Annotated in this window: 13 protein-coding genes; 9 read left to right on the top strand and 4 right to left on the bottom strand. The window is 60.8% G+C overall.

Translation table 11 applies throughout. The features are described 5' to 3' along the window. Nucleotides 1–50: 50 nt before the first annotated feature. Nucleotides 51–536: a protein-export chaperone SecB gene (secB, locus tag HMPREF9695_RS22955; RefSeq protein ID WP_006023309.1), complete on the top strand. Its 486-nt coding sequence runs from the start codon at nt 51–53 to the stop codon at nt 534–536. Nucleotides 537–581: 45 nt separating this feature from the next. Here the strand turns inward: secB and dnaQ are convergent, their stop codons facing one another. Genes dnaQ through HMPREF9695_RS22935 form a run of 4 tightly spaced genes read right to left on the bottom strand, consistent with a single transcriptional unit; the run spans nt 582 to nt 3369 of the window. Next, nucleotides 582–1277: a DNA polymerase III subunit epsilon gene (gene dnaQ, locus HMPREF9695_RS22950; RefSeq protein ID WP_006023308.1), complete on the bottom strand. Its 696-nt coding sequence runs from the start codon at nt 1275–1277 to the stop codon at nt 582–584. A 30-nt stretch (nt 1278–1307) separates the two neighbouring features. Then, the gene (gene coaE / locus HMPREF9695_RS22945; protein WP_041713388.1) at nt 1308–1907 is read right to left on the bottom strand and encodes a dephospho-CoA kinase; all 600 of its coding nucleotides are present in this window, start codon (nt 1905–1907) and stop codon (nt 1308–1310) included. 14 nt (nt 1908–1921) lie between these two features. Continuing rightward, on the bottom strand, nt 1922–2530 hold the full coding sequence (locus HMPREF9695_RS22940; protein WP_006023306.1) for a Maf family protein: 609 nt from the start codon (nt 2528–2530) through the stop codon (nt 1922–1924). Beyond that, entirely contained in the window at nt 2527–3369 is an 843-nt protein-coding gene (locus HMPREF9695_RS22935) for a pyruvate, water dikinase regulatory protein (protein WP_006023305.1), read from the bottom strand. Before HMPREF9695_RS22935 ends, HMPREF9695_RS22940 begins: the two co-directional genes overlap by 4 nt. Nucleotides 3370–3891: 522 nt before the next feature. Here HMPREF9695_RS22935 and hemJ point away from each other — a divergent pair. From hemJ to HMPREF9695_RS22895, 8 genes are all read left to right on the top strand, one after another. After that, nucleotides 3892–4314 (top strand): protoporphyrinogen oxidase HemJ, encoded by a 423-nt coding sequence (gene hemJ, locus HMPREF9695_RS22930; RefSeq protein ID WP_006023304.1) that lies wholly within the window; start codon nt 3892–3894, stop codon nt 4312–4314. Nucleotides 4315–4590: 276 nt separating this feature from the next. Next, a complete protein-coding gene (gene rho / locus HMPREF9695_RS22925; RefSeq protein WP_006023303.1) occupies nt 4591–5856 on the top strand; it encodes a transcription termination factor Rho in 1266 nt (421 codons plus the stop codon). Between the two features lie 168 nt (nt 5857–6024). After that, on the top strand, nt 6025–6732 hold the full coding sequence (locus tag HMPREF9695_RS22920; RefSeq protein ID WP_006023302.1) for a GNAT family N-acetyltransferase: 708 nt from the start codon (nt 6025–6027) through the stop codon (nt 6730–6732). A gap of 131 nt (nt 6733–6863) precedes the next feature. After that, nucleotides 6864–8198, top strand: a complete 1335-nt coding sequence (gene mnmE / locus HMPREF9695_RS22915; protein ID WP_006023301.1) for a tRNA uridine-5-carboxymethylaminomethyl(34) synthesis GTPase MnmE — start codon at nt 6864–6866, stop codon at nt 8196–8198. 143 nt (nt 8199–8341) lie between these two features. Then, entirely contained in the window at nt 8342–10210 is a 1869-nt protein-coding gene (gene mnmG, locus HMPREF9695_RS22910; RefSeq protein WP_006023300.1) for a tRNA uridine-5-carboxymethylaminomethyl(34) synthesis enzyme MnmG, read from the top strand. 8 nt (nt 10211–10218) lie between these two features. Continuing rightward, nucleotides 10219–10875, top strand: a complete 657-nt coding sequence (gene rsmG / locus HMPREF9695_RS22905; protein WP_006023299.1) for a 16S rRNA (guanine(527)-N(7))-methyltransferase RsmG — start codon at nt 10219–10221, stop codon at nt 10873–10875. Nucleotides 10876–10911: 36 nt separating this feature from the next. Continuing rightward, on the top strand, nt 10912–11769 hold the full coding sequence (locus tag HMPREF9695_RS22900; protein WP_006023298.1) for a ParA family protein: 858 nt from the start codon (nt 10912–10914) through the stop codon (nt 11767–11769). A gap of 92 nt (nt 11770–11861) precedes the next feature. After that, the gene (locus HMPREF9695_RS22895) at nt 11862–12749 is read left to right on the top strand and encodes a ParB/RepB/Spo0J family partition protein (RefSeq protein ID WP_006023297.1); all 888 of its coding nucleotides are present in this window, start codon (nt 11862–11864) and stop codon (nt 12747–12749) included. The last annotated feature ends 83 nt before the right edge of the window (nt 12750–12832 follow it).

Below are 12832 nucleotides of genomic sequence, written 5' to 3'. Positions count from 1 at the left end.
GGATAGCTCCCTGGGCGATTCCGCTTCCACCTTCTCGGAGAGATCTACTCATGACCAACGGCAACGGTGCACCTCTCGAGAACGCGGCCCCGCCCCAGTTCAACGTCCTGGCGCAGTACATCAAGGACTTCTCGTTCGAGAATCCGAACTCTCCGGCTTCGCTGGCGGCCCAGGAGAAGCAGCCCACCATCAACATTCAGATCAATGTCACCGCGAACGCGGTTGCCGAGCATGACTTTGAAGTCGCGCTCTCCATCGAGGGCAAGGCCGAGACCGACAATCTTGTGCTGTTCGCCTTTGAACTGATCTATGCCGGCGTGTTCCGCATTCAGAACGTCCCGCAGGACAGCATGCACCCGTTCATCATGATCGAGTGCCCGCGGCTGCTATTCCCGTTCGCCCGCGAAATCATCGCGACGTCGGTGCGCTCGGGTGGCTTCCCGCCGCTGATGCTCGACCCGGTGGATTTCGTCGGCCTCTACCGCCAGAACATGGCGCGTCAGGCCGAACAGCAGCAGCAGGTCAAGCCGAGCTAAGGCTTGAACCGGGCTTAGGGCTCAGCGGCGCACCTTCGCGCCGCTTCAGGTTTCCTTGGAAAATTCGTTCCAGACCGGCGTGCCGCCCAGCGTCGCGACGAAGGCTGTGTGTGCGGCGACATCCGCTTCGGTGATGCGCGGCGCAAGCGGAACTTCGCGCTGCCGGCGCGGTGCATCGGTCTGTCCCGTGCTGAACGACTGGCGCGTTTCCGACAGAATAAGCTGCGACTGCCGCGCGCCGATCAGATCGATATAGACTTCCGCCAGCAGTTCCGCGTCGAGCAGCGCGCCGTGCTTGGTGCGGCGGGAATTGTCGATGGCGTAGCGCGAACACAGATCGTCGAGCCGGTTCGACACACCGGGATGTTTGCGGCGCGCCAGCGTCAGGGTGTCGACCAGACGGTCTCGCGGGATCGCCGCCCGCGAAACCTTGGTCAGTTCCGCGTTGATAAAGCCGATATCGAACGACGCATTGTGAATGACCAGCGGCGCGTCCCCGATGAATGTCAGGAAATCATCAGCCACCGCCGCGAACAACGGCTTGTCGGCGAGAAACTCACTCGACAGCCCGTGCACCGCGAAGGCTTCCTGCGGCATGTCGCGCTCGGGATTGAGGTAGACGTGGAACGTCTGCCCCGTCGGCATGCGGTTGATCATCTCGACACAGCCGATCTCGACCAGCCGATCACCGCGCAGCGGATCGAGGCCTGTGGTTTCGGTATCGAGAACGATTTCGCGCATGAATGTGAGAATGCAGGTTGGTTTAGCGAATCAGCTTCGGCGTCTTGGCATTTTAACGACTTCGCGGAGAATTTCACCGATCTGCTGCCGCACCGGGTCCAGGCCGTGGGATGTGTCCACCACAAAATCCGCCCGTTTGCGCTTTTCGGCATCGGGAAGCTGGCGCGCCAGAATGGCATCCAGCTTCTCGGGAGTCATGTTGTCCCGCGCCAGGATACGTTCGCGCTGGATCTCCGGCGCGGTGGTGACAACCACCACCGCATCGACGCGGTTCTCACCGCCGGTCTCATACAATAACGGCACATCGAGCACCGCCACCGGCGCACCGGACTTTTCCGCATCGCTGAGGAACCTGAGCTGATGACTGCGCAGCATCGGATGCACAATGGTCTCAAGCTTTTTCATGGCATCGGCGTTGTTCACGACCATGGCCGACAGCTTTTGCCGATCCACCTTGCCGTTCACCGTACTGCCCGGAAACGCCGCTTCCACCGCCGGCGCAGCCTCACCCTCATAGACCTTATGAACCGTGGCGTCGGCGTCATAGACCGGCACTCCAGCCTCCTCGAACAGCTTCGCGGTGGTCGATTTCCCCATCCCGATCGAACCGGTCAAACCCAGCAGCAGCATCGTCACTTCTTTCATCAAACAGCCAGCAGGTTGCGGCTGCGCAGAAAACCAAGCAGCGGCAGCAGCGGCAATCCCAGAATCGTAAAATGATCGCCTTCGATGCGCTCGAACAGGTGCACGCCGGTGCGTTCCAGCTGATAGGCGCCGACACTTGCGGTGATCGCGTCGCCGGCCTCATCGATATAAGCGGCGATCTCGCGCTCAGTCAGGGCCCGCATCGTCATGCGCGCCACACTGACATGGGAAAACAGCGGCGCACCGTCCTTTGTCACGCTGACCGCACTGTGCAATTCGTGGGTCTGCCCGGACAGCGTTGCGATCTGCGCCGAAGCCGCGGCGCGATTTGCGGGCTTGCTGAAAAGCCGTTCGCCCAGCGCCAGCGTCTGATCCGCCCCGACCACATACCGGCCCGGATGCCTGAGAGAAATAAACTTTGCCTTCTCGCCGGCAAGGAGCGCCGCGATCTCACCCGGATTTTTCAGACCTGATTCGTCCTGGATGGCACGTTCGTCAATGTCAGCCGGGATGGTCTCAACGGCGATACCTGCATTCGCAAGCAGGCTTTTTCGCACAGCACTCTGCGACGCCAGAATCAAAGGTTGCCGTTCACGCCAGACAGTCACGTTTGCGATGCCTTCTGACGCTGGCGATCGGCAAAGAGCTTCATGATGGCCGCGGCGGTTTCCTCGATGGAGCGCCGTGTCACATCGAGAAGCGCCCAGTCGAACTTCGCGCTGAGTTTCCGGGCAAACGCAACTTCCTCGGTCACGGCCTGACGATCGATATAGGTATCGTCGCCGGTCTTGCCGATGCCGAGCAGGCGATTTTGCCGCACCTGTATCAATCGCTCTGGTGTCGCATGAAGGCTGACCACAAGGGGATTCTTCAGCGTTTCAAGCTGATGCGGGATTGGAATTCCGGGCACCAGCGGAACGTTGGCGGTGCGAACGCCGCGGTTGGCAAGATAGATCGAGGTCGGGGTCTTCGATGTGCGGGAGACGCCGACAAGAACCACATCGGCCTCCTCCAGCCCTTCGACGTGCTGCCCGTCGTCATGCATCATCGTGTAGTTCAGCGCGTCGATCCGCTTGAAATACTCGGCGTTGAGGGTGTGCTGCGCGCCGACGCGGCGCGAGGTTTCGGTGCCGAGATAGGCCTGAAACAACTGCATCACCGGACCGATGATCGACAGGCTCGGAATATTGATTTCCTGGCATTTGGCTTCAAGCCGCTCGACCAGATCCTTTTCCAGCAACGTGAACAGCACGATTCCCGGCGCTTCCTCGATTTCCGCGAGAACACGATCGAGCTGCTTCTGACTGCGAACCAGGGGATAGACATGCTCCACCGGCGAGACGTTGGAGTATTGGGCAGCCACTGCACGCGCGACGGTGATCAGCGTTTCACCGGTCGAATCGGAAATCATGTGGAGGTGAAAATAACTGCCGGTGGTAGGCGCCATGGCGTGTCGAACCCGTTTCCGCTCAATCCGGCGGCTGTGAATCGCTGTGAATCCCTGTGGGCATATTGGCCTCGCTCAGGCACCCGTCGGCACCAGCCGGGATAACTCGCCTATTCATTCACAGCGCTGATTTCGGGATGAAATCTAACCTTCACTTCGATGGTAGCGGGGTTGTGTGGATTTGTCTTGGGATAATGGCGGGCCAACAGCAGGCAAATGCTTGAAACCATCGGCGTATTTTCCACGGCTCTCATAGAGACCAGCAGCGGGTACAAGCCGGCGGCTTGTGGACGAACACTGGATAAACACTGGAGAGAAATGCGCGAGCGCTAATCACGGCTACACTTAATCAAACTTAAGAATCTAAAAGGATTCTTTAAGGAAGTGGTGCTTGCGGACAGACCCCTTCTCGCGTCATCTACCGATGCTGCTCAACCCACCGAGCAGAAATTGGTTCCTGCCCGTCGAAACTGGAAAGACCGGTTTCGTGGCAACAATAAGCTCAGCAGAGAAGAAGACGCGATGTACGAATGGATCAAGGCGCTGCATGTGATCGCCGTGATTTCCTGGATGGCAGGTATGCTCTATCTGCCGCGTCTGTTTGTTTATCACTGTGAAGCTGAAATTGGATCGAAGCAGTCCGAGACATTCAAGGTGATGGAGCGGCGATTGCTGCGGGCGATCATCGATCCGGCGATGATCGTGACCTGGCTGGCCGGTTTATGGCTGGTCTGGCAGGGTGGCTGGTATGTTTCAGGCTGGTTTCACGCAAAATTCCTGCTGGTGCTGATTCTGTCGGGCGTTCATGGATTTTTCGCAGCCCGGGTGCGGGATTTCGCCAGTGACCGGAATACCCGAAGTCAGAAATTCTACCGTATTATCAATGAAGTACCGACTGTCCTGATGATCGGAATTGTCATTCTGGTGATCGTCAAACCGTTTTAGGACAACGCGTTGCCAAATGAAGCGGCAACGACCTGCTTGCGAAGACCCGGACGATTTTCTATATTCTTGTCATCCCACCGAACGCAGGCGGATGTGGTTGAGTCCCGGTCTCATTGTTGGACCGGCCGCCACATCAGGTTCGAAGCCTCCCGGCACCTTCCTCGCTCAAGACCTGCGGACTTCTGATCGCGTTTTTAGTCCGTATGTCGTCAGCAGGCTGAACCTTCCGCTCCCCTCCCCTCTCTTTTTCTCCACATGCTCCACAGGACAACCCCAATGCGGGAAATCAAACTACAGGACCTCAAAACCAAAACTCCGGCGGAGCTTGTCTCGTTCGCCGAAGAGCTTGGGGTCGAAAATGCCAGCACCATGCGCAAGCAGGAGCTGATGTTCGCCATTCTCAAGCAGCTTGCGATCCAGGAAACCGACATCATCGGTGAAGGCGTCGTCGAAGTTCTCTCCGACGGTTTTGGATTCTTGCGCTCATGGGACGCCAATTACCTGCCCGGCCCCGATGACATTTATGTCTCGCCATCGCAGATCCGCCGCTTCGGATTGCGCACCGGCGACACCATTGAAGGCCATATTCGTAGCCCGAAGGAAGGCGAACGCTACTTCGCGCTGCTCAAGGTCAACACGCTGAACTTCGAGGACCCCGAGAAGTCCAAGCACAAGGTCAACTTCGATAACCTGACGCCGCTGTTTCCGGACGAGCGTTTCCGTCTCGAACTCGATGATCCGACACGCAAGGATCTTTCGGCCCGCGTCATCGACATCGTCGCTCCGATCGGCAAGGGCCAGCGCGCGCTGATCGTCGCGCCTCCCCGCACCGGCAAGACGGTGCTGATGCAGAACATCGCGCATTCGATCACCGCCAATCATCCGGAATGCTATCTGATCGTTCTTCTGATCGACGAACGTCCGGAAGAAGTCACCGACATGCAGCGTTCGGTGAAGGGTGAAGTTGTGTCCTCGACCTTCGACGAGCCGGCGGTGCGTCACGTTCAGGTCGCCGAGATGGTGATCGAAAAGGCCAAGCGTCTGGTCGAACACGGCCGCGACGTGGTCATTCTGCTCGACTCGATCACGCGCCTCGGCCGCGCTTACAACACCGTTGTGCCAAGCTCCGGCAAGGTGCTGACCGGCGGCGTCGATGCCAATGCGTTGCAGCGCCCGAAGCGTTTCTTCGGTGCCGCACGTAACATCGAGGAAGGCGGATCGCTCACCATCATCGCGACGGCACTGGTCGATACCGGCAGCCGCATGGACGAAGTGATTTTCGAAGAGTTCAAGGGCACCGGCAACTCCGAACTCATTCTCGACCGCAAGGTTTCGGATAAGCGCACCTTCCCGGCGATCGACATCTCGCGCTCCGGTACGCGCAAGGAAGAGCTCATCACCGATCCGCAGTTGCTCAAGAAGATGTACGTCCTGCGCCGCATCCTTAATCCGATGGGCACCATGGACGCGATCGACTTCCTGCTCGACAAGCTCCGCAACACCAAGAACAACTCAGAGTTCTTCGACTCGATGAACACCTAAGAACTTCTGACCGCCAGCAGCGGTCAGCTTGTTTTGCGATGCCCGGCCCGTCAGTGCGAAGCACGTCTTCGTATCGATGTGCCGGGCATTTGCATTTTCGGCCTACCACGTCAGGATGATTGCGCTGCTCGCATCGGCACAAGCTGCGGCAGCAAGGGAGGTTGTGTCTTGTCGTTAAATCCCAGTCTTCCGCTCGGCGCTGCTCTGCCCGGCTGGACGCGCCGTGCGTCGCCGCAACCGGTCACGATCGATGGCCGCACCTGCCGTATCGAACCGCTCGATGTTGCGCGTCACGGTGACGATCTGCTCGCTGCATTCAGAGACACCGATGAAGCATCGTGGGTGTATCTGTTCATCGGTCCCTTTGCGGATGACGCCGGCATTCTGACCTGGCTAACCGAAGCTGCGAACAGCAAGGATTACATTTACAGCGCCATCATCGACCGCGCGTCGGGACGCGCCGGTGGCGTTTGCGCGTTCATGCGGCCAGATCCCGCCAATGGCGTCATTGAGATCGGCAGCATCCATTATGCCGACACACTCAAACGGACGCCGGCCACTACCGAGGCGATGTATCTTTTGATGCGCTATGTGTTCGATGAGCTCGGCTACCGGCGTTACGAATGGAAGTGCAATTCGCTCAACGCGCCATCGCGCCGCGCCGCGCTGCGGCTCGGATTTCGCTTCGAGGGAATTTTCCGCAATCATCTGGTGGTCAAAGGCCGCAACCGGGACACGGCCTGGTTTTCGATTCTCGACAGCGAGTGGCCGGCACTGAAAGGCGCTTACGAGAGGTGGCTGGTGCCGGAGAATTTCGACCGGGACGGGAGGCAGCGCGTGTCGCTCTCGGAGATGATGATCGCAGCGCGCGGATGAACTTTGATTGTGCATCGCAATATGGAAAATTATTGCGGTAGACGCTGCAACATATTGCGTCGCAGCAATCATAGAGTCACGGCCTTCGGGGATTTTTCGTTGCCTGCCGGACGGGTGTCCGACAAATAGGCATGCATTCCGCTGACCAGACCATCTTCGCCCTGTCGTCCGGCCGTGCCCCGTCGGCGATAGCCATCATCCGCGTGTCTGGCCCGCAGGCGAGGGCAGCGGTTGAGCGGCTGTGCCGGAAACTGCCGACACCCCGCGTGGCGCATCTTGCGACTTTGCGAGACCTCGACGGCAGCGCCATCGACGAATCGGTGGTGCTCTGGTTTCCAGGTCCGGGCAGCGCGACCGGGGAAGACGTCGCAGAATTTCATGTCCATGGTGGACGCGCCGTCATTGCTGCGATGTTCGATGCGCTTGGATCTATCGACGGCTTGCGTCCCGCGGAGCCGGGCGAGTTCACGCGCCGCGCGTTCGAGAACGGCAAGCTTGATCTGACCGAAGCCGAAGGTCTCGACGATCTGATCCACGCCGACACCGATCGTCAGCGCCGTCAGGCGTTGCGGCATCTGAAGGGTTTGCTTGGCGTGCGCGCCGAGACCTGGCGGCAGCAGATCATTGAAGCGTCGGCGCTGATCGAAGCGGGGATCGATTTCTCGGACGAGGGCGATGTGTCGGCAGAGCTTGTCGCGCCGGCGCTGCGCAGGATCGCAGCGCTCAAATCTGAAATCGAAGAAACCCTTTGTTCATCGGCACAAAGTGAACGCCTGCGCGAAGGTCTCACGGTTGCGATCGCCGGTCCGCCCAACGCCGGTAAGTCGACGCTGCTCAATCGTCTTGCGCGGCGCGAAGCTGCGATTGTTTCGCCGCATGCCGGCACCACGCGCGATGTGATCGAAGTCCATCTCGATCTCGACGGCTATCCGGTGACGCTGATCGACACCGCAGGTGTGCGCGACACCCATGATCCGGTTGAGCAGGAGGGCGTGCGCCGCGCGCGCGATCGCGCCCGCACATCCGACCTGGTGCTGTGGCTTGTCGATGCCAACGACAAGGCCGCGCCGTCGCCGCAGAACGAAGGCGACCACGCGCCGGTCTGGATCGTCCGCAACAAGGTCGATCTGGTTGCGGCGAAGGGCGAGGGCGGGGCTGGGGCGCAGTTCGACATTTCCGCCGCGCAGGGCGACGGCGTCCCGGAGTTGATCGCGGCGCTGGTGGCCTATGCCCAGGATTACTTCGGGGCGGGCGAAATGGCGCTGGTCAGCCGCGCCCGGCACCGGACATTGCTGCGCGAGACCGTGGCGGCACTGGACCGGGCAGGGCGCTCGGCCGGAAAGGGAGAGGAGCTTCTCGCGGAGGAGCTACGAATCGCGATTCATTCATTGGGCCGTTTGACCGGACGGGTGGATGTCGAGGACATCCTCGATGTGATCTTCCGCGAGTTCTGTATTGGCAAGTAGGCCACTGGCCGACTGAGGTTCTGGTCGGCCACTGGACCTGTTTCACGTGAAACAGGCGGCGGAACCTTTCATTGTTTCACGTGAAACACGTCAGATCGATTTCCGTCTTTCAGCTTTCGCACCAACGCGATAGAAGTCTGACCATGCAGACATTCGACGTCATTGTGATCGGAGGAGGCCACGCCGGCTGTGAAGCCGCGGCGGCGTCCGCGCGCGCGGGTGCCAAAACGGCGCTTGTGACCCATCAGTTTGCAACCATCGGCGCGATGTCCTGCAATCCTGCCATCGGAGGCCTGGGAAAGGGCCATCTGGTCCGGGAAATCGATGCTTTGGATGGCCTGATGGGCCGGATGGCCGATCAGGGTGGCATCCAGTTCCGGGTCCTGAATCGCCGGAAGGGACCGGCTGTGCGTGGTCCCCGTGCCCAGATCGACCGTAAGCTTTATGCGGCGGCGATGCAGGCGGAAATCCGGGGCACGCCCAACCTGACCGTGATTGAGGGCGAAGCCGACGAGCTTTTGCTGTCCGATGGCCGAATCTGCGGGATTCGTCTTGGCGATGGGCGGGAATTTGCCGTTGGCGCTGTGGTCGTGACCACCGGGACCTTCCTGCGAGGGCTGATTCATCTCGGTGAGAAGAACTGGCCCGCAGGCCGGGTTGGGGAAGCGCCGGCGATGGGTCTATCCAAATCCTTTGAGCGAGCCGGATTTATCCTGGGCCGTCTCAAGACCGGGACGCCGCCGCGGCTCGACGGATCGACGATCAACTGGTCGGCGGTGGAAATGCAGCCCGGAGACGATCCGATCGAGCCGTTTTCGGTGCTGACCGACCGGATCATGACCCCGCAGATCGAATGCGGAATCACCCGGACCACCAACGCGACCCATGAGATCATCCGGGCCAATGTCCATCGCTCGCCGATGTATTCCGGCCAGATCAAGAGCTCCGGGCCCCGCTACTGCCCCTCCATCGAGGACAAGATCGTCCGGTTTGGCGACCGCGACGGACATCAGATCTTCCTGGAGCCGGAAGGGCTGGACGACACCACGGTTTATCCCAACGGCATCTCGACCTCGCTGCCGGAAGAGGTCCAGCAGGCAATTCTGGCGACCATTCCGGGCCTCGAGCAGGTGAAAATGGTCCGGCCGGGCTATGCCATCGAATACGACCATGTCGATCCGCGCGAACTGGATCCGACCCTCCAGACCAAGCGCGTGCCGGGCCTTTTCCTGGCCGGACAGATCAACGGCACCACCGGCTATGAAGAAGCCGGTGCGCAGGGTCTCGTGGCCGGATTGAATGCCGCGTTGCTGGCCAGTGGCGCTGAACCGGTCGTGTTCGACCGCGCCGACGGTTATCTCGGCGTGATGATCGACGACCTGACCTCGCGCGGGATCACCGAACCGTACCGGATGTTTACCTCCCGGGCCGAATACCGTCTGACCCTCCGGGCCGACAATGCCGATCAGCGCCTGACCGAACGGGGCATTGCCCTGGGATGCGTCGGCAGCGAACGGGCAGGGCGTCACGCTGCCAAGATGGCCGAACTTAACACCGCGAAATCACTGGCGAAATCCCTCTCCGTAACACCGAACGAGGCCGCAAAGCACGGTCTGATGCTGAACCACGATGGCCAGCGCCGGACAGCATTCGAGCTGCTGGCCTATCCGGAGGTCGAGTGGGCCAGCGTGGTATCGATCTGGCCGCAGCTTAACGGGATCGACCCGAAGATCGCCGTCCATCTGGAGATCGATGCCAAGTACGACGTTTATCTGGCGCGCCAGGCCGCCGACGTGCAGGCCTTCCGCCGCGACGAAGGTCTGGTGCTGACCGATGTCGATTACGGCGCCGTTCCGGGCCTTTCAAATGAGGCCCGGCAGAAGTTGGAGAAGGTTCGGCCCCGGACCATCGGGCAGGCGGGCCGGATCGAGGCCATGACTCCGGCAGCGCTGGCAATTCTCGCGGCCTATCTCCGCCGTGAGGGACGCCGGTCGGCCGTCGCGTCGGCCTGAGGCATCCCATGGCCAAACCGGCCCCCATTTCCATCCCGGCTTCGGACAAGGCGGCGGCATTGGCGCTCACGCCTGTTTCACGTGAAACAGAGGCACGGCTCGATCGCTATGTCGATTTGCTGGTGGCGTGGCAGGCCAAGACCAATCTCGTCGCGCCCTCCACGCTTCCGCAGCTTTGGACCAGGCACATTGCCGACTCGCTCCAGCTTCTGGATCTCGCGCCGTCGGCAAGACGTTGGCTGGACTTCGGCAGTGGCGGTGGTTTTCCCGGGGTGGTTCTGGCCTGCGCGATGGCGGAGCATGAAGGTGCGTCCGTCCAGCTTGTCGAACGAATCGCCAAGAAGGCGGCGTTCCTGCGCGAAGCGCTGCGGGTCACCGGCGGCGCTGGCTCGGTTATCCTCGCCGACATCGGGGATTATGTGGATAGCTCAAAGGCGCCGATAGATTGCGTCACAGCGCGCGCGGTCGCTCCACTACATATATTGCTGGGCTATGCAGAACCTTTGGTGAGCCGGGGCGCGAAAGCACTCTTTCTAAAGGGACAAGATATAGAGTCTGAATTGACGGAAGCTACTAAATACTGGAATATCGAGCCCATTTTGCATCCCAGCCGCACAGGCGGACACGGCTGGATCGTCGAGCTCAACAGGATCGAGCGGCGATAATCGTCCGGCAGTAACAGGTACAAGGCGGCCAGGCACATGGTTGGCATCGGCGGAATTTTTGAGGACGAAAACGGCGCGGCGACGGGCGAGCGGGGTCATCCCCGGATCCTGGCGCTGGCCAATCAGAAGGGCGGCGTCGGCAAGACCACGACCGCGATCAATCTCGGGACTGCGCTGGCTGCCATCGGCGAGCGGGTGCTGATCGTCGATCTCGATCCGCAGGGCAACGCGTCGACCGGTCTGGGCATCGATCGCCGCAACCGCAGCTGCTCGACCTATGACGTGTTGGTCGGCGAGGCCAAGCTGCGCGAGGCGATCATCCCGACCGCGGTGCCTCGCCTGCACATCGCGGCTTCGACCATGGATCTCTCGGGTCTTGAACTCGAACTCGGCACCACGCGCGACCGCGCGTTTCGTCTGCGCGACGCCATCGCCGATCTCAACGTCAATGTCGCGCCGGACACCGACTACACCTACGTGCTGGTCGATTGCCCGCCGTCGCTCAACCTCATCACCGTCAACGCCATGGCGGCGTCGCATGCCATTCTCGTTCCGCTGCAGTGTGAGTTCTTCGCGCTCGAAGGTCTGTCGCAGTTGCTGCAGACGGTGGAGCAGGTGCGCTCGACGCTCAACCCGACGCTGTCGATTCACGGCATCGTGCTGACGATGTTCGACTCGCGCAACAACCTGTCGAACCAGGTCGTCGCCGATGTGCGCCAGTTCATGGGCAAGAAAGTTTACGACACCATGATCCCGCGCAACGTGCGCATTTCCGAAGCGCCGTCCTACGGCAAGCCGGTTCTGGTCTACGATCTCAAGTGCGTCGGCAGCGAAGCGTATCTGAAACTCGCAACTGAAGTCATTCAGCGCGAGCGCGAGTTGCGCACGCATTGATCCTGCGACGTGAATGCTGGCGGCGATGAAGATCGCCGCACCGAAAAGTTTGTGAAGCAGGAGTGCGTGAGTTGAGTGCGAGGGAAGCGGCAATGGCCGAGGAGCGTTCGCGACTGGGTCGCGGTCTTGCAAGTCTGATCGGAGATGTTGGCGGCGAGGCGGCGCATGTCGACCGTCCCGCCCGCACGCCGCGACGCGTTCCGATCGAATTTCTGAAAGCCAACCCGCGCAATCCGCGCCGGACTTTTTCCGACGAAGAACTCAATGAACTGTCGGCGTCGATCAAGCAGCATGGCGTAATTCAACCGATCGTGGTGCGGCCGGTGAAGGGCGCGCAGGATCGTTTCGAGATCATCGCCGGCGAGCGGCGCTGGCGCGCGTCGCAGCGCGCCGGTTTGCACGATGTGCCGATCGTCACTGTCGAAGTGAACGACAGCGACGCGCTCGAAATCGCGATCATCGAGAATGTGCAGCGCTCCGACCTGAACGCGATGGAAGAAGCGCAGGGCTATCACGCGCTCGCCGCGGAGTTCAAACGCAGCCAGGAAGACATCGCCAAGATCGTCGGCAAGAGCCGCAGCCATGTCGCGAACATGATGCGCCTGACCAAGCTGCCCGATCAGGTTCAGGCCTACATCGCCGAAGGCAAACTGTCGGCCGGTCACGCGCGCGCGCTGATCGGCGTGCCGGATGCCGCAGCCGCGGCAAAGCGAATTGTCGAGGAAGGTCTGAACGTGCGTCAGACCGAAGCGCTGGCGCATGAAGAAGGCGTGCCGGAGCGCGGCGCCCAGAAGGCGCGCGGTGGCGGTTCTGCCAAGGTCAAAGATCCCGACACCATCGCGCTCGAAAAGCGGGTCAGCGATGTGCTCGGCCTGAAGGTCAGCGTCGATCACCGCAATCCGGGCGGCACGGTGCAGATCAAGTACACCGATCTCGATCAGCTCGACGAGATTTTGCGGCGGCTGGAAGCAGGCAAGTAACTGCTTCGGCAAAAGATGTCATGGCCGGGCATAGCCCGTCGAAGACGGGCGCGAACGCCCCTTTGTCCCGGCCATCTCGACCA

The sequence above is a fragment of the Afipia broomeae ATCC 49717 genome (genome assembly GCF_000314675.2).
GTDB lineage: Bacteria > Pseudomonadota > Alphaproteobacteria > Rhizobiales > Xanthobacteraceae > Afipia > Afipia broomeae.
The sequence above is the reverse complement of the archived record's forward strand: the minus strand, read 5'-3'. Positions and strand labels throughout refer to the sequence as shown.